The organism is Streptacidiphilus sp. MAP12-33 (genome assembly GCF_041261265.1).
Lineage (GTDB): Bacteria > Actinomycetota > Actinomycetes > Streptomycetales > Streptomycetaceae > Streptacidiphilus.
Genome location: NZ_JBGCCA010000001.1, coordinates 142,116 through 162,091 on the forward strand (window position 1 = coordinate 142,116; position 19,976 = coordinate 162,091).

The following is a 19,976-nucleotide window of genomic DNA, read 5'->3' on the forward strand; positions in this document are numbered from 1 at the left end:
TGCGAGGAAGGACAGTTCAGTGAACCACGACCCGCTGAACGACCCGGCCGGCTCCGTGGCCGTGCAGGACGCGATCCCGGACGCCCCGGGCGCCGCGGTCCTGCCGTTCCCCGACCGCCTGAGCGAGAACACCCCGGCGCCCTCGTCGCCGACGCGGGCGCGGCTGACGCTGCCGCCTCGTCTGGTGGCCGCTGCCCGGCGCACCCGTGACGTGGCCACGCACGACCGTACGCGGGCCGCGGCGAGGTTCACGGTGCGGCACGGCATGTACGCCCTGGGCGGCGCGGGCATCCTGGCCCGGCGCGGCTGGGAGTCGCGCACCACGGCCCGGTACGAGCGGATGATGCGGGCCGCGGAGGCGGCCGGTCAGCCTGAGGTGGCGATGGAGTGGGAGCAGCGCGCCGCCGCGTTCCGTTCCTCCCGTCACCAGCGCCGCATGGACTGGATCACGGCTCCGCTGCGCATGGCGAAGAGCCTGGTGGCCGGGTCGCTGGCCACCATGGCGGGCCTGTTGGCGCTGGGGATCGCCATGGCGATGAGCACGCACCACATCGCCGACGTGATCGCCCCGACCATGTTCGCGGTCCACCTGGCCACCATGGTCGTGCTGATCGCCTCCGTCGTGTGGGGTCCGCTGCTCACGGCGCTGCCGTGGCTGGCGTTGATGGCCTGCTGGAATGCGGGGCGCAAGCGCCAGGCCGCGCCGGCGTGGGCGCTGCCCGCCCGCACCAGCGAGGGTGAGCCGGTCACGCCGTCGAGTGTGGTCCTGGCCCTGCGTGACCTGGGCATCTCCGCGCTGCGCCGGTCGATCCTGGAGATGGGCGACGGCGGGGGGAACATGCTCTCGCCGATCGTGATCGCCGGGTGCGGCGTCGAGGTGGACGTGACGCTCCCGACCGGCGTTTCTACCGACGAGATCCAAAAGCGGCGCCGCAAGCTCGCGGAGAACCTGAACCGGCACGAGCACGAGGTGTTCATCACCATCCCGACCGCCGCCCGCACGGTGCGGCTGTGGATCGCCGACTCTGGTGCGCTGGACGAGCCGATCGGGGAGTCTCCGCTGGTCACCGACGTGACCGCGACCGCGAACTACAAGACGGGGCGGGCCCCGTGGGGCCAGGACCTGCGTGGCGACGCGGCACGGATGAGCGTGTTCCAGCGCCACCTGCTGATGACGGGCCTGTCCAACCAGGGCAAGACCGCCGCGCTGCGGGCGCTGGCCGTGTGGTTGTGCCTGGACCCCACGGTGGAGTTCCGCATCGGCGACCTCAAGGGCGTGGGCGACTGGGCCATGTTCGACGGCCTGGCCACCGTCCTGATCCAGGGCCCGACCGACGACCACGTCATCGAGGTCACTGAGATGGTCGAGGAGGGCGTGGAGGAGATGGAGCGGCGCCTGCTGGCCCCGCCCGGAACCGTGCACCCGCCGCTGGTCCTGATCGTGGACGAGGCGCAGGTGGCGTTCATGTGCCCGATCGTCGGGCAGGACAAGCGCCCCTACGGCGGCACCAAGGCCACAAGCCGCTACTTCATGGCCGCGAGGAAGATCCACAACCAGGGTCGCGCGGTCAACGTCACCTTGTGGCAGGGCACCCAGGACCCCACGGACCAGAACCTCCCGAAGCTGGTCCGCGAGGGCGCGCACGTCCGCGCGGCTCTCGTGCTGGGCACCGAGTCTCAGTCCCGCATGGCCCTGGGCGACAAGGCCGTGGACGGCGGCGCCTCCCCACACCTGCTGCGACAGGGAAAGGACAAGGGCACGCTGGTCGTCACCGGCGACGGCATCGACATGCCCGCCGGGCAGTCCTCGATCACGGTCCGGACGCACTACATCACCGACGCCCACGCGGTCGAGATCACCGACCGCGCCAAGGCCGCCCGCACCGCCGTCATCACCCGCGCCGCCGCGGAGAAGGACACGGAGCAGGTGGACCCGCTCGCCGACGTGGCTGCGGTGATCGGCGACGCGACGCGCATGCTCACCCGCGAGGTGCTCCAGCGGCTCGCCGAGAAGAACCGCGGCTTCTACCGCGCGTGGACCCCCCAGGACCTCAAGCAGCTCCTGGAGAGCGCCGGCGCCGCCGCGCACAAGTCCGACGGACAGATGGTCGTCACCCGCTCCAAGGTCCTCGACGCCCTCGCCCGACGGGACGACGCGCCCACCGACGACTACGCGGAGTAAAGGGAGGCACGCAGGGAGGCAGGGAGAACTCCCTACCTGCCTCCCTGAACCCTCCTCCCTGCCCTGAACTGTGACAACGCGTCACAGGGAGGCGCCAACGGCGCTGCTCCGACCTGCCAGAACACCCCCGAAAACAGGTGTTCGCGCGCCGCAGCGCCTCCCTCCCTGTCACACACCGTCACATCACCGGCCCACACGACAGGAGGCCCCACATGGGCCCGAACCTGCTCGCCACCGCACTGCCGGACCTGGCGTTCGTCGCCGACGGCGGCGCCCTCGTCCGCGAGATCGAGACCTACTTGGCCGCCCACCCCACCCGCACCCTGCCCGCCCCGCGCCGCGGCACGGCGGCGCCGTGGGACCTGGGCGTGCCCGCGCGGCCGGCCCCGAACTGGCTCGACCGCATCCGCCACCGCGCCCCGGCGCCGGTGCCGATCGACACCGCGACGCACCTGCGCCTGCTCTCCCGCTACATCACCGCCCACGGCTGGACCCAAGGCCGGCTGTGGGACGACACCGGCGCCGTGTGCCTGCTCGGCGCACAGCTCATGGTCCTGGCCGCCGGCTACGGCACCCCCGCCACCGCGTCCCGCGCCCGCGTGCTGCTCATGGAGCAGTTCGTGGCCCAGGGTCCGTTCCGCTCCGTGGACGAGTGGAACGACCAGCGCGGCCGAACCGTCGCCGAGGTTCACGCCCAGCTCGACCGCGCCGCCACCCGCGCCCGCTGACCCCAGAAGGGAACTGTGACCATGGCCGCGAACATCCGCCCGCTCGCCGCCGCGCACCTGCGCGACGCGCTCACCGCCGCATCGGAGAACCGCCTGCCCGAGGCCGTCGGCGCCCTGATGGCCATCGATCCGGAGTCCTGGGCCGCGATCAGCGCACGCCTGAGCGAGCTGGGCACCACGGTGCCCGCGCTCATCGCCCGCGCCAGCGACAGGCAGGCCCAGTGAACCGGCCGATCATGGCCGCGGCGGCACTCGTGGCCGTGCTGGCCCTGACTGGCTGCGGGTTCTCGGAGTCGACCTCTACCGGCGTAGTGATCGACCACGGCCCCCGCCACAACCCCGCCACCCACTCTGAGGAGTGGTGGCTGACCGTCCGGCAGTCCGACGGCGCCACCAGTGCTTTCCGGGTCCTGATCAACACCTACGACCGTTGCCCGATCGGCGCCCACTACCCCGCCTGCAAGATGGCGCACCCGCGCGACGTGAGCACGCCGCAGGAGGCGTGATGCCGACGAGCTGGGCGAGCAAGGACAACCCCGGCCTGTACGTCTTCGCGCCACACCACCCGCGCAGCCACTGGAACGCGAACGCCCCGTCGCAACTCCCGCGGGCGCACTACGTGTGCCGCTGCGGGCAGTCCCGGGCCGTGATCGGCGCCAAGGAAGTGCAGGCGCTGATCCGCGAGTACCTCGACCACACGGCCGGAGAGCACCCCGACCTGCCCGTGGTCCCCAAGCGGCAGGCCAAGCGCGCGGCCTGATCCACCCGTGTCACAACTCCGGTGCACAGCAGGGGAGTTAAAGATCCCGACTGTGCACCGGAGGCCCTGAGCGCCCCTCTGCGGGCCTGAGAGGATTCTGCTGGATGGATTCCACCTTCGACCTGACGAACGCCGCTCTGGCGGCCACACAGCGCGACTGGCCCGTCTTCCCGCTCCGCCCCGGCTCCAAGAAGCCCGCCCTGCACGGCGAAACGGCCTGCCCGGGCACCGGGCCCTGCGCCCACGGGCATGCCAAGTGGGAGCAGCGCGCCACCACCGACGAGGCCATGGTGCGCGGTTGGTGGCGGCAGGCACCCGCGGGGAACGTCGCCATCGCCACCGGCCCGGCTGGGCTGCTGGTGGTGGACCTGGACGCCCCGAAGAACGGTTCGGACATGCCTGGCGGCATGACGACCTTTCGTGCGCTCTGCGAGCGCGCCGGGTACGACCTGCCCGCAACTCGCACGGTGCGGACCGCGGGAGGCGGATGGCACCTGTACTTCACCGCCCCCACCGGGGTCCGGCTGGGCAACACCGCCGGCCACCTGGGGCCCATGGTGGACACCCGCGGCTGGGGCGGCTACGTCGTCGCCCCCGGCAGCACCACCCAGGTCGGCACATACGGCCTGGAGAACCTACTCGACCCCGCCCCGCTCCCCGCCTGGCTGCTCGACCTGCTCACGCCCAAGCCCCGGCCCGCCGTGACCGTGACCCGGGCGGGACGCGGGGGCGGCTACGCCGAAGCGGCGCTTGCGAACGAGTACAACGCCGTTGCGGGCGCGGGCAAGGGCGAGCGGAACTGGCGCCTGACCCGGGCCGCGCGGGCCCTGGGCCGGTTCGTCGCCGACGGGCGGCTCACCAGGGAGCGGGTGGAAGACGCTCTTAAGTCGGCAGGCAGCCTGTGCGGACTCACCGAGCGCGAGTGCCGCGCCACGATCACCAACGCCCTGAACTGGTCGATCGCCAACAACCCCACACGCTCCACCACTTAAGAGCCCATCCGGGCCACCCACGGCCACGCAGACGCCGACGCACCCCGCCCCGGCACCGCTTCGGCGTGCCGAGGGGCGCCGGCCGAAGGCCGCCCCCACTGCTTTTCGCCCTGAGCCGCAGGTCACCACCTGCGGCAGCAATCACCAGGAAGGACAGCACGCCTGATGACCGCTCGCGAGAAGTCGCCCCCGCCCCCGTTGGACGGGGCCACACTGCTCAACGAGGTGGAAGTCTTCCACCGCCGCTTCAACGTCTTCCCCACCGAAGCCGCCTACGTGGCCGTCACCCTGTGGAACGCCCACGCGCACCTGCTCGACTGCTTCGACTCCACGCCCCGCCTGGCCTTTCTCTCCCCGGAACCGGGCAGCGGCAAGAGCCGCGCACTGGAGATCGTGGACACCCTCGTGCCACGCCCGATGGTGGCCGTGAACGCATCCGCCGCCGCACTCTTCCGGGCCGTGAGCGGGCCCGACGGGCGACCAACGATCCTGTTCGACGAGATCGACACGATCTTCGGTCCCAAGGCCGGGGACAACGAGGAGTTGCGCGGCTTCCTCAACGCCGGACACCGGCGCACCGGCGTGACCTACCGGTGCATCGGCGACGGCGGCAACCAGACCGTGCAGGCGTTCCCGTCCTACACCGCGGTCGCCGTCGCCGGTCTCGGCTCGCTGCCGGACACGATCCTGACGCGCTCCGTGATCATCCGCATGCGGCGCCGGGCGTTCAACGAGAGGATCGAGCCCTACCGGGCCCGGCTGCACGAGCGGGAAGGCCACAAGCTGCGCGACCGCCTGGCCAAGTGGGCGGAGACCGTGCGCGAGCAGGTCATGGGCGCCTGGCCCGAGATGCCCGAGGGCGTCACCGACCGCCCGGCCGACGTGTGGGAACCGCTGCTCGCCATCGCCGACGCTGCGGGCGGGGACTGGCCGCAGCGGGCCCGGGAAGCCTGCGTGGTCCTCGTCAAAGCGTCCCGGACCGATGCCCGCGCCAGCCTGGGCGTGCGGCTGCTCACCGACCTGCGCGATCACGTCATGGCGGGCCTGGACCGCCTGCCCACCATCGCCGTGCTCGACCGGCTCAACGCCCTCGACGACGCCCCGTGGGCCGATATCCAGGGCAAGCCGCTCGACTCGCGCCGCCTGTCGAAGATGCTCAGTGAGTACGTGACGGCGAACAACGAACCGATCGTGCCGCGCAACATCCGCAGCGCCGGCAGCGTCCTCAAGGGCTACTACAGCGAGGATCTCGCGGACGCCTGGGCCCGCTACTGCCCTCCCCCCTCTCCAGAGTCCGCTACATCCGCTACGCCGCTACAGCCCAGCTCACAGCCACCGCTGGTGTAGCGGCAACCCCAGATGTAGCGGCTACGCACGCGAAACGGCCGTAGCGCTCGAAGCGGCGCGTAGCCGCTACATCTGCGCTATCCGCTACAGATTCACCCCCGCTGACCTGCGATGTAGCGGCGTAGCGGATGTAGCGGCTCTGGGAGAAGGGGGCCGCACCCCCTCCCCGAATCGCCCGGTACCACCTTGCTCGCTCCAGCACGCCCGGACAGGAGGACTCCCCTCGTGACCACCGCCACGCCCGAAGCGCTCACCGTCCCCGAGGTCATGGCCGCCCTCCGCGTCGGCCGCAGCACGGTCTACGACCTCATCCGATCCCGCCAACTGCCCAGCTTCACGGTCGGCCGATGCCGCCGCATCGCCGCGGACAGTCTCGCCTCTTACATGCAGACCCGAATCGAGGAAACCGACTGATGGCCAAGCGCCGCGCCAATGGAGAAGGCACCATCACGAAGCGCAAGGACGGCCGCTACCAGGCCGCTGCGTACGTCTACCGTCCCGACGGCACGCGGGCGCGCAAGTTCGTCTACGGGAAGACGCGGGAGGAGGTGGCCAACCAGCTCATCGAGATGCAGGACCTCACCCGCAAGGGACTGCCCGCCATCACGTCGGCGATGCCCGTCGGCGACTACCTTGCCCACTGGTTGACCCGGATCGCCCCGACGCGCCTCAAGCCCGCGACCCTGGCCAGCTACGAGCCCATGGTGCGGCTGTACATCGCCCCCGCCCTGGGGCGGAAGCGTCTGAACCGCCTCTCTCCGGCCGACATCCGCAAGTTCCTGGCGGACTTCGAGGGCGCCTGCCTGTGCTGCCTCCGCGGCGTGGACAAGGCCCGCCCGGTCGAGGAGCGCGAGTGCTGCGCCATCGGGAAGTGCTGCCAGCGCCGTCCCGCTCCGCGAACCGTCCAGTACACCCACGCCGTTCTGCGCTCTGCCCTCCAGCAGGCAGTGCGAGAGGAGCTGATCGTGCGGAACGTCGCCCGCATCGTGGAGACGCCCAAGGTCCCGCACACCGAAGTGCGGCCGCTCGACCGAGGTGAAGTCCTGCTCCTGCTCAAGGCCGCCAACTCCCACCGGCTCCACGCCCTGTGGCACCTGCTGGTGGCCACGGGCCTGCGTCGCGGCGAAGTGCTGGGGCTGACATGGGCGGACATCGACCTGACGACCCGGCAGCTCCGAGTGCGGCGCAACCTCCAGAGGCTGAACAAGGGGCTGATCTTCGGCACGCCGAAGACGGCCCGGTCGCTTCGGACCGTCGCGCTCCCTGCATCCTGCGTCGCTCAACTCAAGCGGCACAAAACGGAGCAGGAGTCGGAGCGTGCTCTGGCCGGCCAGGACTGGGAGCCGTATGCGTTCCAGCCCGACGGGTTGGTGTTCACCACCTCGACCGGGCGCGCCATCGACCCGCGGGGGCTGAACCGCATGCTCACCGTGCTCTGCCGGAACGCGCACGTGCGCTCCATCCGAGTGCACGACCTGCGACACACCGCGGCGTCGCTCATGCTCGCGGAGGGCGTTGCCATTCGAACCATCATGGAGACGCTGGGCCACGCGAACATCAGCATGACCATGGACACCTACGGCCACGTGATGGAGACCACGCTCCGGGACGCAGCGGATCGGATGGACAAGGCGCTGGGCGCCACGCTTGAGACGCCCGACAGATCCGAGGGAGACGACGACGATCCGCCCGCCGCAGGGGTCCTCGTTCGGCGTTGATGTCAGCCATTGATGTCAGAAGCCCCGCACCATTCGGTGCGGGGCTTCTGATCTGGTGCGCTCGGCAGGATTCGAACCTGCAACCTTTTGATCCGTAGTCAAATGCTCTATCCGTTGAGCTACGAGCGCTTGTTCAGTTGGTGTTCGGTTCGCTCCGGGCTTCCTTCTCGTTCGCCCCTCGCGGCCTCACGAGAAGAACATTACACGACCTCGGCCCGGAGGCGAAATCGAGTATTCGAAGGCCCCGCGAGGCCCCCACCTGCGGTCATGCCAGGAGGTCGACCGAAGTGCCGAGGCCCGAGGCGGAGGCTCGGCGGTAGGCGAGCCAGGAGAGGGCGAGGTCCTGCCAGGGGAGGCCGACCGGGGCGTGGACCGACAGGAGTGGGCGGGGGAGGGGCCGGGAGGCGAGGACGGTGGCGAGGGGGGTGGCCGTGAGGGTGGGGTCGGTGAGGACCCCGGAGGTGCGGGCGAGCGGGAGGTGGTCGACGGTCAGGGAGGCGGCGGCCAGCAGGTCCGGGGAGAGGTCGCACTTGCCCGGCTCGTCCGCGCTCAGCGTCGTGAGGTGCTGGCCCTGGTGGGTGTCGGCCAGGGAGAGGAGCGGGGTGCGGGACCAGGTCGCGAGCAGGACGAGGTCGGACGCCGCGCTGACCGCCGCCGGAGAGGTCGCGACCGTGCCGCCGTGGCGGGCGGCGAGGGCGGCGGCGCGGGCGGGGTCGGTGTCGTGGACGGTCAGCGTCGGCCAGGAGCGGAGGCGGCCGAGGCCGAGGAGGGTGAGCTCCGCCTGCGCGCCCGCACCGATGACGCCGAGGCGGCCGCCCTCCGCGCCGAGAGCGTGCAGGGCGAGCCCGGCGGACAGGCCGGTGCGCCAGGCGGTGACCGTCGCGGAGTCGAGCAGCGCGAGCAGCTCGCCGTCCGCCGCCGCGTGCAGGCAGATCACGCCGCGCAGGGCCGGCCTCGCGCCCGGGAACTTGGCGTTGACCTTCACCGTGTAGGCCTCGACGCCCGGCACGAGCCCGGGGATCAACGCGGTCGCGGTACCGGGGAAGGGCAGCGGGGCGACCAGCCGGTGCCCGGAGGGCGTGTGCGGGTCGGCAGCGAGGAAGGCGGAGCGGAGCGCGTCCAGACAGGCGTCCGGGTCGAGGACGGCGAGCAGGTCCGAGCGGGTGAGGAGCAGTGTCACCCGCAGAGAGTCCCAGAGGCCCGGAGCCCCGGACATGCCACGGGGCCCTGACCTCGGTGAGAGATCAGGGCCCCGGAGTGGAGCGGAGGCTGAGGGATTTGAACCCTCGATGGGCGGTAAAACCCAAACCGCATTAGCAGTGCGGCGCCATAGACCGGACTAGGCGAAGCCTCCTCAGGCGTTCGTGTTCGCCGACTGGCGATCACAACCGTCTGCAGGGATGATGCCACAACCCTGGGGGCTGCGGCCAACCCCGGACCACGTTACTAGGCGGGTCGCCGGGATCGCAAAAACAATGCGATAGTGCTAGCTGGCCGAAGCACCCCTCCCGCGGCACGCAGCCGCAGGCAGGGCGCAAGGAGCAGCAAGGAAGCGAGTAGGAGGACCTCCCGTCGTGAGCAGCAGGCCGACCCGAGGCACTGCTCGCCTCGCCGCGATACTCGACGCCCTTCCCGACGCGTTGCTGCTGGTGAACAGCAACGGCACCGTCGTCGACGCCAATGCCGCGGCGGTGCGCAGCCTCCAGGCACCAGGGACGTCGCTGGTCGGCCGTGGCGTGCTGTCCCTCCTGCCCGAGTTCGACCCGAGCCGCATCCCCGGCTCGATGCGCCCTCGCAAGGGCGGCCCCGAGGGTGCCGAGGACGACGACGCGCCCGTCCGGATGAACGCGCTGCGCACCGACGGCTCGGTGCTGCCGGTCGAGGTCGAGGCGAGCGAGTTCGAGGACGACGGCCGGCTCTCGCTGAGCACCAACGGCTCGGGCTCCTACTACGGCGCCAACCCCGGCATCCCCTCCCCCAGCGACCGCGAGCTGCTGCTGATCGTCGTGCGCGATCTCAGCGCCCGGCTGGAGGTCGAGGCGGAGCTGCGGCGTCAGCACAAGCAGACCGAGATGATCCTGCGCGCCGCCGCCGAGGGCGTGGTGGGCGTGGACACCGACGGGCTGGTCGTCCTGGTCAACCCTGCCGCCGCGCACATCCTCGGCCACCGGGCCGGGGAGCTGGGCGGCGCGGACCTGCTGTCCTTGGTGATGCACTCGCGCGCGGACGGCACGCCGCTGCCGCCGGAGGAGTCCCCGCTCGCCGACACGCTGCGCTCCGGGCGCCGCCACCGGGTGCGCACCGCGACGCTGTGGCGCAAGGACGGGCGGCCGGTGTCGGTCGAGCTGTCCACCGCGCCCGTGCGCGACGGCGACCAGCTGGTCGGCGCGGTGATGACGTTCACCGACCGCACCGCCTACCTGCACCTCGCCGACCGGCACGAGCACCTGACCGCCGTGCTGGAGCAGGAGCTGCGCAAGCCGCTCGACCGGCTCAACGACACCCTGGAGCAACTGGCCCGCGACCCCGCCGGACAGCTGTGGCCGGAGGCCAACTGGGTGCTGCGCCGGCTCGCCGACGAGTGCCGGCGCACCTCCACGCTGGTCGACGGCGTACTGGCCTACCAGCGCTTCGACGCTGCCGTGGAGGCCGGCAAGGAGCGCCTGGAGCAGCAGCCGGTCCAGCTCGACACCGTCCTCGCCGAGGCCGTCGCGATGGCGACGGAGCTGCTCGGCGAGGGACGCGTGGACATCTCCGTGCACCCGGCGCAGGTCGAGCTGATCGGCGACGCCGACCGGCTGGCCGAGGCGCTGGGCCACGTGCTGGCCGAGATCGCGGTCGCGCCCGAGCAGGGCACGAGCGGCGGCAACGCGCTGTTCGGGATGGCCGTCAACGTCGCCTCCGGGCTCTCCGGTCGCCGCCCCGGCGGTCGGCACGGCGCGCGGCGCGCGGGCAGCGGCGGCGTGGTCGTCGCGGCCGCGCAGCGCGGCGACGTGGCCCGGATCGAGTTGCGCGGCCCCGGCACGGGCACGGGCACGGTCCACCAGCCGATCGCGCGCGGCATCGTGGAGCGCCACGGGGGCGTGCTGCAGTCGCACGACCTGCCGGACGGGCAGGGCCGCGTCTACATCGTCGAGCTGCCGCTGGACCCGGCCAACGCCGCCGGGTTCGCGCCGCTGCCCGCCCCGGGCGAGAACGCGACGACGCTGCTGCCCGAGCTGCCGCTGGAGCCTCCGGCGTCGGCCGCGTCGGCGACGACCGGTTCCCGCGCCGAGGTGGAACCGGCCGGTGCGCCGCAGCAGGCGCAGCAGGGACAGCAGGGACAGACGCCCGCCGAGGGGACCGACCGCTCGCGGCGTCGCAACCGCCTGCCGGCGCCCGAGGTGGTCCGCGCGCCGCGCGCCCTCCAGGAGGAGCACGAGCAGGCCCTGGCGCAGGCCGCCGCACAGGCCGAGGCAGAGGCCCAGGCGCAGGCCGACCGGCAGCACGGGGCCCAGCTCCCCGCCCTCCCGGGGCAGGGCGCCGAGGCGGGCGAGACGCCGGCCGGTGGGTTCCCCGGGCTGATCGGTGGTCCGGTCTACCCCGGTCTGGAGCGCGCCCTGCCCCCGGCCGGCAGCATGATCCCGGCCGACCGGCGCCGCCAGACCAACGGCGGCAACGGCCGCCGTCGCCGCCTCGCCCTCGGCCCGGCGACGGGCGACGAGGCGGCCCCGCAGCCGCACGGCGCCCACCCGCACGGGCCGTTCGCCCTGCCCGGCGGCGAGGAGCCCGCCGAGACGGGTCCGGCCGCGCTGGAGCCGGTCCACCCCGCCGTGCCGCCGGTGCCGTCGATGCAGCCCGGCATCGCCATGGGCGGCCCGCAGACGTCCCCGCCGGCCGAGGCCGCTCGCGCGCCCTTCGGCGGCCGCTTCGAGCTCGGCCCCGCGCAGGCGGACGCGGCTTCCGCCGCCCAGACGTCCGCCGAGGACCTCGCGGCCGCGTCCGGTGTCGCGTCAGGCGTGCCGATCAACCGGCAGCAGGTCAACGGCACGACCCAGAGCACTCCCCTGCCGCAGCAGTCGCGGACGCGCAGCCATGCCGCACTGCCGCTGCCGCCCGCGGCGCCGATGCCGAGCGGCGGCACCTTCGGCGGGCGCGGCGGCGTGATGAGCCTGTCGCAGTCGCCGCTGCAGGCGGTGCAGACGCCGCCGAACGGGACGCCGCTGCCCTCCCAGCAGACGCCGCCCCACGGCCAACGCGTTCCGCAGCACCAGCCGCAGCAGCCGGACCCGCAGGCGCAGCAGGTCCAGCGCCCCGCCCAGCCACAGCAGCCGCCCCACCAGCAGCAGCCCGCCGAAGGCCCGCTGACGGAGAGCCGGCTGGAGTTCATCGCCGGTGCCGACTACCCGACCATGATCGCCCCGGCCTCCGACGGGCGGCCGCGCCGCCTGCTGGTCTGGCCGGAGCCCGACCCCTCGACGCAGCAGGCGCTCCAGGAGCGCGGCTACCGGCCGATCCTGGTGCGCACCAGGGACGAGCTGGACGCGCAGGTGCCGGGATTCCCCGCAGCCCTGTTCGTCGACCCGCTGACCGAGCCGATCACGCGGACGGCGCTGCAGTCGCTGCGCACCGCTGCCGGGGACGCGAACGTCCCGGTGCTGGTGACGGCCGGTCTCGGCCAGGCCACCCCGGAGGCGGCCTACGGCGCGGACCCGGCGGTACTGCTGCGGGCGCTGGCCCCACGCGACAGCGAGCGGCACGCTCCGCGCGTGCTGCTGATCGAGCAGGACCCGCACGTGGCCGCCGCGTTCACGGCAGCGCTGGAACGGCGCGGCATGCACGTCGAGCACGCCGCGTCGGAGAACGACGCGGTGTCGCGGGCCAGCAGCGTCCAGCCGAACCTCGTCGTGATGGACCTGATGCTGATCCGGCGCCGCCGGATGGGCATCGTGGACTGGCTGCGGAGCAACAACCGGCTGCACCGCACCCCGCTCGTCGTCTACACCTCGGTGGACGGCCCGGAGCAGCGGGCGGGCCTGCGCTCCGGCGAGACGGTGCTCTTCCTCGCGGAGCGGTCCACCTCGCCCGAGGTCCAGGCCCGGATCGTCGACCTGCTCGGCCGCATCGGCGCGCTCGGCGAGGCCTGAGCCGGACGGCCCGCCCCGCCCCGCTCCGCGCTGTGGTGACGGCGGGTCACCCCTCCTGCGCCGCGTCCTCGCCGTAGGTGCCGGACGCGGCTGCGGCCTGGCTCTGCCCGCAGGTCCGCTGGTCGTCCAGCGGCGCCTGCCAGAGCGGCACGGTCGACTGCGCGGCCGCCGCCCCACCCATCCGGACGAAGTAGCAGACTCCCCGGATCCGCGCCGCGGCGCTCAGCACCCCGTCGGCGGTGCCGACTCCAAGGACCGCGCTGCTCGCGCTGCTCGCGCCGTCCGAGCCGGTCTGTGCGGTCCGCGCGGTCCCCAGCAGCAGCGCGCGGACCCCGGCACCGTCCTCGGCGTACTGGCCCGGCGCGACGGGGGCGACGTCGGGCAGCCGGTGGTCGAGCAGGCCACGCGCCACCGCGAGGTCCGCGTCGGCGGGGCACCTCTGCCAGGTCACCCGCACCGTCCAGGCGCCGAGCCCGAACGACAGCGCGTAGCAGGCCGCCTTCCCCTGGACGTCCATCAGGACGACGCCCTGGTTCACGGTCCTGGTCCGGTCGGAGGCCATGGAGACCAGCACCCCACCGTGGCGCTCGACCTGCTCGACGAGCGTGCCCTGGCTGAACAGACCGCCGTAGATGCTGCCCGGGGCGTAGAAGCCGGTATTCAGGTCCCCCTGGACCGCCTTCACCACGGCCTGCGCCTGCTGGTCCGCCACCGCCGGCCCCCCTCCGCCGCCGGACGCCCACACGCCGACACCGGCCACGAGCGCCCCCGTCACCACCAGCGCGCCGACAACTCCCCGCCGTTGCATACCTCCCCTTCCCGCCTCACGGCACCGACGGAGCGGGAGGCTACACCGAGAGGGGCGCGGGGAGTTCCCCGCGCCCCTCTCGGTGGATGGTCCCTCAGCCGCGGTAGGCGGGGAGGCCGGTGTAGCTGGAGACCTTGACCGGGGTGCCGCGGCCCTCGTCCGGGAGGACGTCGATGCCGGTCGGGGTGCGGAAGGCGATGGAGCGGCCGTCGGGCGAGAAGGTGGGCTCGGTGAAGTTGGTGGTGGCGCGCGGGGTGAGGTCGCGGACGACCGGCTTGTTGCCGGTGAAGCTCTCCTCGAAGATGTGGTCGTGGCCGCCGACGGAGCGGACGAAGACGACCTCCTCGCCGTTGGGCGAGAGGGCGGGCTCGGAGCCCTGGACGAGGACGCCGCCCTGCTGGCGGATGTAGTCGTCGCGGATGTAGACGTCACCGGTGCGGGTGTTGTCGTAGACGATCGAGCCGTAGGTGCTGCCCGCGTTCGGCCAGGCGTTGGCGGTCTGCGGCAGCGCGCCCTCGCCGGCGTACTCGTTGAGGGTGAGCGTGGCGGGCTTGGCGTTGTGCGCGGTGGCGGGCACGGTCTCCAGGCGCGTGGTGCCGCCCTTCGAGGAGACGAAGATCAGGTTGTCCTTCGCGGGGACGCCGTCCGCCCGGTCGGCCTTGGCGACCTGCCAGGTCGGGTGGGACCAGGTCTGGCCGGCGACGTGCTGGGCCACGACGACGCGCCCGCTGCCGTTCGGGTTCGCGACGTCGAGGTTGCCGTAGCTGTCGACGAACGCGGCCTTGGTACCGCTCGGGTTCCAGGCCAGGTCGCGGACGTCGGTGCCGAAGTCGACCCGCGTGCCGTTCATGACGACCCAGCGCGTGCCGTTGCTGATGGTCAGCCCGTTGTGGGCGGTGCCGTTCAGGAACGTCGGCGCGGAGACCTCGACGCCGCGCGGGGCGGCGTTGGCCAGGGTCGGGACGAGCGCGCCCGCCAGGGCGGTGGCGGCGATCACGACGGCGGCTGCGGTGCGGCGGTGACGAGCGGTCATGGCGGGGCCTCTCCGGGAGTGCTGGGTGGTCGGGTGCTCCGGAGCCGCAGGTGCCGCTCGGTGCGATATGACCATCGTGGCGACCGCAGATCGTGATTCTGTGGGGCTGATGTCACCGCCTCGCAACAGCACCCGAAAGGGCGCCCGCCGTCCCCGGCGGGCGCCCCGGCACCACGAGGGCTCAGCCCTTCTCGCCCTTGCCCAGCAGGGTGACGTCCAGCTCACCGGCGGCGTACTCGGCGCGGATGACCTTCTTGTCGAACTTGCCCACGCTGGTCTTCGGCACGGACTCGATCAGCGACCAGCGCTCCGGCAGCTGCCAGGAGGCGACGCGCTCGGCGAGGAACGCGCGCAGCTCGGCGAAGCCGGTGTCCGCCTCCGGGCGCAGCACGACGGTGGCCAGCGGGCGCTCGCCCCACTTCTCGTCCGGGACGGCGACGACGGCCGCCTCCAGCACGTCCGGGTGGGCCATCAGGTGGTTCTCCAGCTCGACGCTGCTGATCCACTCGCCGCCCGACTTGATGACGTCCTTGGCGCGGTCGGTGAGGGTGAGGAACCCGTCGGGGCTGATGGTGCCGACGTCGCCGGTGCGCAGCCAGCCGTCCTCGCTGAACTTGTCGGAGGAGAGCTCGTCGTCGCCGTAGTAGGAGCCGGCGATCCAGGGCCCGCGGACCTCCAGCTCACCGGCCGTCTCGCCGTCGAACGGCGCGGGCGTGCCGTCCGGGCCGATGATGCGCGGCTCGACGGAGGCGGGGAAGCGGCCCTGGGTGAGCCGGTAGGGCCACTGCTCCTCGGCCGTCAGGCCGCCCGGCGGCAGGGCGAACGAGCCGAGCGGGGACGTCTCGGTCATGCCCCAGGCGTGGACCAGGGTGATGTGGTGCCGCTCCTCGAACGCCTTCATCAGCGACGGCGGGCAGGCCGAGCCGCCGATGACGACGCGGCGCAGCGAGGAGGTGTCGTAGGAGCCGTGGTCGAGCTCGTCGAGCAGGCCGGTCCAGATGGTGGGGACGGCGCCGGAGACGGTGGGGCGCTCGGCCTGGATCATCTCGGCGAGCGGCTTGGGCTGCAGGAAGCGGTCCGGCATCAGCAGCGAGGTGCCCACCATGAACGCGGCGTGCGGCAGGCCCCACGCGTTGACGTGGAACATCGGCACGACCGGCAGCGCCTTGTCGGCGGAGGTCAGCGCGAAGTCCTCGGCGGAGATGACCTGGAGGCAGTGCAGGTAGACCGAGCGGTGGCTGTAGACGACGCCCTTGGGGTCGCCGGTGGTGCCGGAGGTGTAGCACATGGCGGCGGCGGTGCGCTCGTCCAGGTCGGCCGGGAACGGGAAGACGGTCGGCCGGTCGGCGATCAGCTCCTCGTAGCCGTGCACGGTGATGCCGCGGGTCTTGGCCTCGTCGAGCGCGGCCACGTCGCCCGGTCCCACGACGACGATGTGACGCAGGGTCGGCTGGAGGGTCGGCAGCAGCGGGGCGAGCAGCGGCAACAGGCTGCCGTTGACGAAGATCGCACGGTCGGCGGCGTGGTTGACGATGTAGGAGAGCTGGGCGGCGGGCAGCCGCAGGTTCAGCGTGTGCAGCACCGCGCCCATGGAGGGGACGGCGAGGTAGATCTCCTGGTGCTCGGTGTTGTTCCACATCAGGGTGGCGACGCGCTGGTCTCCGGTGACGCCGAGCTCGTCGCGCAGGGCGTGGGCCAGCTGCGCGGCGCGGGCGCCGACCTCGGCGAAGGTGCGGCTGTCCGCACTGGTGCCGTTCCAGGTCGCCACGGTCGCGTTGCCGTGGAACCCGGCTCCGTGGGCGAGGATGCGGCCGACGGTGAGTGGGACGTCCTGCATTGTGCTGAGCACCTGGGTCCTCCTTGACCTGACCTGTCCGGCCCCGCCCAGGCCGGAGCCCCTGCTACCCGTGAGTAGGGGCGATGTGGGGATTCTCGCCCCCGCCCGGCCACAGGACAATGGCCGAGCTTGTGTACCGCCTGTCCAGAGGACAAGCGTCACACCGCTCGGCCACTGCGGGAAGCCCCGGCGGTCGGTCGGGTCCGGCCGTCCCGGGTCCGATCGGACCCGGGACGGCCGGGGGCTCTACTCGACGACGGCCACGGGGGCGTCGACGGCATTGCGGTCGATCATCGCGGTCTGGCCGCCGTGGCGCTCGACGGCGTTGCCGACGTACTGGTGGACGCGGTGGTGCCCGGCCCACTGGCCATGGCCCAGCGCCCGGTAGCCGTCGGTGGAGGAACGGCGGTCCCAGCGCGCGTACCAGATCACGTCCGGCATGGCGCCGACCTGCTGCGCGGCGCGGGTGAGCGTGGTCTCACCGGAGAGGAAGGCGTCGACCGGGGCCTCGCGCCAGGTGCCGGCCGGGCCCTGGCCGGTCGCGGCGAGGGAGGCGAGGTCGGCGACGCCGGAGTCCGCGGAGCTGTAGAAGCCGGAGAGGTACCCGGCCGCGTGGACGGCGCGGGACCAGGAGGTGGTGTAGCGCAGCACGGCCAGGCTGCACCGGCCCCGGTCGCGGGAGTAGGCCTCCATGTCCAGGTAGACGGGGCTGCCGGGGGCGAGGCCGAGGGAGCGGGCCGCTCGGACGGCGTCCTGTCCGTCGGTCTGGCCCTGCCCGAAGGCGTTCCAGGAGCTGATGCGGGCGGTGCGCGCGTGTGCGCCGGTGACGCAGGGCGCCTGCGCTCCGACGTAGAGCGGCAGCATGTGCCAGCCCATGGCGGCGGCGGCGCGGACGTAGCCGCGGTTCAGCAGCGGTTGGGAGCAGGCGCGGTTCCCGCCGCCGATGTAGAGGCCCAGCGCGCCGTAGGGCGAGCTGTGCCGCCAGGCGCGCAGCAGGGAGGTTCCGGGGGCGGAGCAGGTGTCGAAGGCCTGTCCGGTGAAGACCTGCGGCACCCCTCGCCGCGTACTCGCGGCAGCCTCGGTCGGGGACACCAGCGCTGGTACGCACACCAGCGCGAGCATCGTGCAGAGAAGTGCGCGCAGCGCGGCTCGAGACCGCGGAGAGCGACGACGGCGCAGAACGGTTCGGGCTTTGGTCACACACGATCGTGAGCTGAATGTCCGTTATGTGACGATATGCCACGCCAAGGTAAGGTGATTGCTGTTTATACGCTCCTTACCTCATACTCGACCGCATGACCTCGACCCCGCCCTCCGCCCGCACCGCGCCTTTCGAGGAGCACGGTGGCTGGAGCGACGTGTCGGCCGGTGTCGGCGCGCCACCTCCGTTGCCTGCGGGCAGCGAGGGTCAGGAAGCGCAGCGGCGCCGGAACAGGATTCCGGCGCCGCTGTTCTGTCTGGCGGCGATGGTCACCGTCCAGCTCGGCATCGCCCTGTCCACGCCGCTCTTCCCGCAGTTGGGCGTCGCCGGGACGACACTGCTGCGCCTGGTCACCGCGTCCACGGTGCTGCTGCTGGCCACCCGCCCGCGGCTGCGTGGCCGCAGCGCGCACGATCTCGGCGCGGCGGCGCTGCTCGGGCTCGCCTCGGCGGGCATGACGCTGACCTTCGCGGGCGCGGTGGCCAGGATCCCCATGGGCACCGCGGCGACCATCGAGTTCCTCGGCCCGCTGGCCGTCGCCCTCGGCTTCTCGCGACGCCTCGGCCACGTGCTGTGGGCGCTGCTCGCCGCGGCGGGCGTCGCGCTGCTCACCCTCGTGGGCGGGGGCGGCCCCGGTTCCGGCCACGACCACGTCTCGGCGGCCGGGCTGGCGTTCGCCTTCGGCGCGGCGGTCTGCCTCGCGCTCTACATCCTGCTGACCCAGCGGGTCGGCAGCGCGTTCAGCGGCTTCGAAGGGCTGGCCCTGTCGCTCACCGTGGCGGCAGTCGTCCTCGTTCCCTTCGGCGCGGCCCAGGCCTGGCACGGCGTCACCACGAGCGCGCACCCGTGGGTGCCGCTGCTCAGCGCCGCGGGCGTGGCGATGCTGTTCCCGGTGGCGCCGTACCTGCTGGAGATGACGGCGCTGCGGCGGCTGCCGCAGCGGGTCTTCAGCGTCATCGCGAGCCTGGAACCCGCGGTCTCGGCGCTGGTCGGACTGGCCGTCCTCGGGCAGGTCCTGTCCCTGGTCCAGCTCGCCGGCATCGCCTGCGTCGTCGCGGCGAGCGCGGGGGCCACCTTCTTCGACAACAGGTAGCTGCCGTAACTGCAACCCCGCAAGGGGCGCGGGGAACTGCGCGACAGGCCACCCGGGGTGGTCACATCCCGAACGATCAGAGCCATCCGCACAAGGGGGTTGCTCGCGCAGTTCCCCGCGCCCCTCAATCGGCCTTCGCGCCCAACAGCTTCCGCTGGGCGGCGTAGGTCTGCTTCGGGCGGTAGCCGAGGCGTTCGTAGAGACCGACGGCCCCCGTCGGAGAGTCGGCGTCGACGCCCAGGGCGGAGCGGGTGTACCCCGCGGCCAGGGCCTCCCGCAGGACGTGGGCCAGCAGCGCGGAGGCGATACCGCGCTTGCGGCCCGACCGGGTCGTGCCGACGAGGGCGATGTACAGCTCGCGTCCCTCCGGCGTCGCGTACTCCTCGCCGAGGACGATCGACAGCGGCGTGCCCTCGGCCGCGTCGTAGGCGACGAAGCTGTTGCCCGCCCGGTAGGCCGGGCCGCCGGTGAAGTGCGCCCACCCCTCCGGTGTCTGCCGCACGCTGTCGTAGTGGTCCTGGAAAGCCTCGTTGCGCACGGCCAGCGCGTCCGCTGAGCACTCCTCGGAGAAGACACGGAACTCCACGCCGTCCGGGACCGGCGACTGCGGCAGCGCGGCCACCGTCGCCGCGAGGTCGTCGACGACCATGTTGCGGAACCAGCGCACGCACTCGTACCCGAGCTGGGCGAAGAGCCGCTCGGAGGCCGCGGAGCCGACGACGCACCCGTCCATCAGGGCCAGCGGGGCCCCGGGGAACCGCTCCTCGTGCAGCACCCTGGCCGCGTCCTCCGCCCAGCCCAGCAGCCGTGCGCCGATGCCGCGGCCGCGGTACGCCGGGTCCACGTCGCCCAGCTGCCAGAACTCGTGGACCGGGGCGGCCTCGGTGCGGGCCTTCATGTAGTGGTAGCCGACCATGCGCTCCCCGTCCCAGACGGCGAGGCTGCCGCGCGCCATGTCGATGTAGGGATCGTCGAAATGGCCGAGCAGGTCGGCTTCGGTGGGGTGCTCGTCCTCCTGCTCGACGGCCTCGACGGCCTCCGTGAGGCGGCACCAGGCCGGCACGTCCGCGCGGTCCAGGGGCCGCCAGGTGAGCTCCGTCGCTCCGTCAGCACTCATACGCCCGAGTCTGCGCACCGAACGACCGGACGGG

General features: G+C 72.8%; 17 protein-coding genes and 2 tRNA genes. 11 read left to right on the forward strand and 8 right to left on the reverse strand.

Annotation, left to right across the window (positions count from 1 at the left end; translation table 11 throughout):
- The first annotated feature begins 19 nt into the window (after positions 1-19).
- The 9 genes from ABH931_RS00750 to ABH931_RS00790 all read left to right on the forward strand — a co-directional run bounded on the left by ABH931_RS00750 (position 20) and on the right by ABH931_RS00790 (position 7,727).
- Positions 20-2,182, forward strand: a complete 2,163-nt coding sequence (locus tag ABH931_RS00750) for an ATP-binding protein (RefSeq protein ID WP_370108779.1) — start codon at positions 20-22, stop codon at positions 2,180-2,182.
- Positions 2,183-2,394: 212 nt separating this feature from the next.
- A complete protein-coding gene (locus ABH931_RS00755; RefSeq protein WP_370108780.1) occupies positions 2,395-2,910 on the forward strand; it encodes a hypothetical protein in 516 nt (171 codons plus the stop codon).
- 21 nt (positions 2,911-2,931) lie between these two features.
- On the forward strand, positions 2,932-3,135 hold the full coding sequence (locus ABH931_RS00760; protein ID WP_370108782.1) for a hypothetical protein: 204 nt from the start codon (positions 2,932-2,934) through the stop codon (positions 3,133-3,135).
- On the forward strand, positions 3,132-3,416 hold the full coding sequence (locus ABH931_RS00765; protein ID WP_370108784.1) for a hypothetical protein: 285 nt from the start codon (positions 3,132-3,134) through the stop codon (positions 3,414-3,416). Before ABH931_RS00760 ends, ABH931_RS00765 begins: the two co-directional genes overlap by 4 nt.
- Positions 3,416-3,670 carry a hypothetical protein gene (locus ABH931_RS00770; protein ID WP_370108786.1) on the forward strand — a complete coding sequence of 85 codons (255 nt, stop codon included), beginning with the start codon at positions 3,416-3,418 and terminating at the stop codon, positions 3,668-3,670. Before ABH931_RS00765 ends, ABH931_RS00770 begins: the two co-directional genes overlap by 1 nt.
- Positions 3,671-3,774: 104 nt before the next feature.
- Entirely contained in the window at positions 3,775-4,662 is an 888-nt protein-coding gene (locus tag ABH931_RS00775; RefSeq protein WP_370108788.1) for a bifunctional DNA primase/polymerase, read from the forward strand.
- A 165-nt stretch (positions 4,663-4,827) separates the two neighbouring features.
- Entirely contained in the window at positions 4,828-6,009 is a 1,182-nt protein-coding gene (locus ABH931_RS00780; RefSeq protein ID WP_370108790.1) for a DUF3631 domain-containing protein, read from the forward strand.
- Between the two features lie 225 nt (positions 6,010-6,234).
- Positions 6,235-6,423, forward strand: coding sequence for a helix-turn-helix domain-containing protein (locus tag ABH931_RS00785; RefSeq protein ID WP_370108792.1), 189 nt, complete (start codon positions 6,235-6,237; stop codon positions 6,421-6,423).
- Complete coding sequence (locus ABH931_RS00790) at positions 6,423-7,727, forward strand: tyrosine-type recombinase/integrase (RefSeq protein ID WP_370108793.1); 1,305 nt, start codon at positions 6,423-6,425, stop codon at positions 7,725-7,727. Before ABH931_RS00785 ends, ABH931_RS00790 begins: the two co-directional genes overlap by 1 nt.
- A 53-nt stretch (positions 7,728-7,780) precedes the next feature.
- On the opposite strand, the gene ABH931_RS00795 is transcribed toward ABH931_RS00790, so the two are convergent.
- The 3 genes from ABH931_RS00795 to ABH931_RS00805 form a co-directional block, all read right to left on the reverse strand.
- A tRNA-Arg gene (locus tag ABH931_RS00795) sits at positions 7,781-7,856 on the reverse strand.
- 136 nt (positions 7,857-7,992) lie between these two features.
- Positions 7,993-8,907, reverse strand: a complete 915-nt coding sequence (locus ABH931_RS00800; RefSeq protein WP_370108795.1) for an ornithine cyclodeaminase family protein — start codon at positions 8,905-8,907, stop codon at positions 7,993-7,995.
- A gap of 83 nt (positions 8,908-8,990) precedes the next feature.
- Positions 8,991-9,081: transfer RNA gene (locus ABH931_RS00805), tRNA-Ser, on the reverse strand.
- A 220-nt stretch (positions 9,082-9,301) separates the two neighbouring features.
- Here ABH931_RS00805 and ABH931_RS00810 point away from each other — a divergent pair.
- On the forward strand, positions 9,302-12,853 hold the full coding sequence (locus ABH931_RS00810; RefSeq protein WP_370108797.1) for a PAS domain-containing protein: 3,552 nt from the start codon (positions 9,302-9,304) through the stop codon (positions 12,851-12,853).
- Positions 12,854-12,899: 46 nt separating this feature from the next.
- On the opposite strand, the gene ABH931_RS00815 is transcribed toward ABH931_RS00810, so the two are convergent.
- From ABH931_RS00815 to ABH931_RS00830, 4 genes are all read right to left on the reverse strand, one after another.
- Complete coding sequence (locus ABH931_RS00815) at positions 12,900-13,661, reverse strand: hypothetical protein (protein ID WP_370108799.1); 762 nt, start codon at positions 13,659-13,661, stop codon at positions 12,900-12,902.
- Positions 13,662-13,755: 94 nt separating this feature from the next.
- Complete coding sequence (locus ABH931_RS00820; RefSeq protein ID WP_370108801.1) at positions 13,756-14,694, reverse strand: TolB family protein; 939 nt, start codon at positions 14,692-14,694, stop codon at positions 13,756-13,758.
- 181 nt (positions 14,695-14,875) lie between these two features.
- A complete protein-coding gene (locus ABH931_RS00825; RefSeq protein ID WP_370108803.1) occupies positions 14,876-16,543 on the reverse strand; it encodes a long-chain fatty acid--CoA ligase in 1,668 nt (555 codons plus the stop codon).
- Between the two features lie 234 nt (positions 16,544-16,777).
- Positions 16,778-17,641 carry a DUF1906 domain-containing protein gene (locus ABH931_RS00830; protein WP_370108804.1) on the reverse strand — a complete coding sequence of 288 codons (864 nt, stop codon included), beginning with the start codon at positions 17,639-17,641 and terminating at the stop codon, positions 16,778-16,780.
- Positions 17,642-17,826: 185 nt separating this feature from the next.
- Between ABH931_RS00830 and ABH931_RS00835 the strand changes: the two genes are divergently transcribed.
- Positions 17,827-18,825, forward strand: a complete 999-nt coding sequence (locus ABH931_RS00835; protein WP_370108806.1) for a DMT family transporter — start codon at positions 17,827-17,829, stop codon at positions 18,823-18,825.
- Positions 18,826-18,949: 124 nt separating this feature from the next.
- Here ABH931_RS00835 and ABH931_RS00840 read toward each other — a convergent pair whose 3' ends face one another.
- Positions 18,950-19,942, reverse strand: a complete 993-nt coding sequence (locus ABH931_RS00840; protein WP_370108807.1) for a GNAT family N-acetyltransferase — start codon at positions 19,940-19,942, stop codon at positions 18,950-18,952.
- Positions 19,943-19,976 lie beyond the last annotated feature (34 nt).

Coding starts and splice junctions, on each gene's coding strand:
- ABH931_RS00755 (WP_370108780.1), top strand. CDS start 2,395: ATGGGCCCGAACCTGCTCGCCACCGCACTGCCGGACCTGGCGTTCGTC.
- ABH931_RS00760 (WP_370108782.1), top strand. CDS start 2,932: ATGGCCGCGAACATCCGCCCGCTCGCCGCCGCGCACCTGCGCGACGCG.
- ABH931_RS00770 (WP_370108786.1), top strand. CDS start 3,416: ATGCCGACGAGCTGGGCGAGCAAGGACAACCCCGGCCTGTACGTCTTC.
- ABH931_RS00775 (WP_370108788.1), top strand. CDS start 3,775: ATGGATTCCACCTTCGACCTGACGAACGCCGCTCTGGCGGCCACACAG.
- ABH931_RS00780 (WP_370108790.1), top strand. CDS start 4,828: ATGACCGCTCGCGAGAAGTCGCCCCCGCCCCCGTTGGACGGGGCCACA.
- ABH931_RS00790 (WP_370108793.1), top strand. CDS start 6,423: ATGGCCAAGCGCCGCGCCAATGGAGAAGGCACCATCACGAAGCGCAAG.
- ABH931_RS00815 (WP_370108799.1), bottom strand. CDS start 13,661: ATGCAACGGCGGGGAGTTGTCGGCGCGCTGGTGGTGACGGGGGCGCTC.
- ABH931_RS00820 (WP_370108801.1), bottom strand. CDS start 14,694: ATGACCGCTCGTCACCGCCGCACCGCAGCCGCCGTCGTGATCGCCGCC.
- ABH931_RS00835 (WP_370108806.1), top strand. CDS start 17,827: ATGACCTCGACCCCGCCCTCCGCCCGCACCGCGCCTTTCGAGGAGCAC.
- ABH931_RS00840 (WP_370108807.1), bottom strand. CDS start 19,942: ATGAGTGCTGACGGAGCGACGGAGCTCACCTGGCGGCCCCTGGACCGC.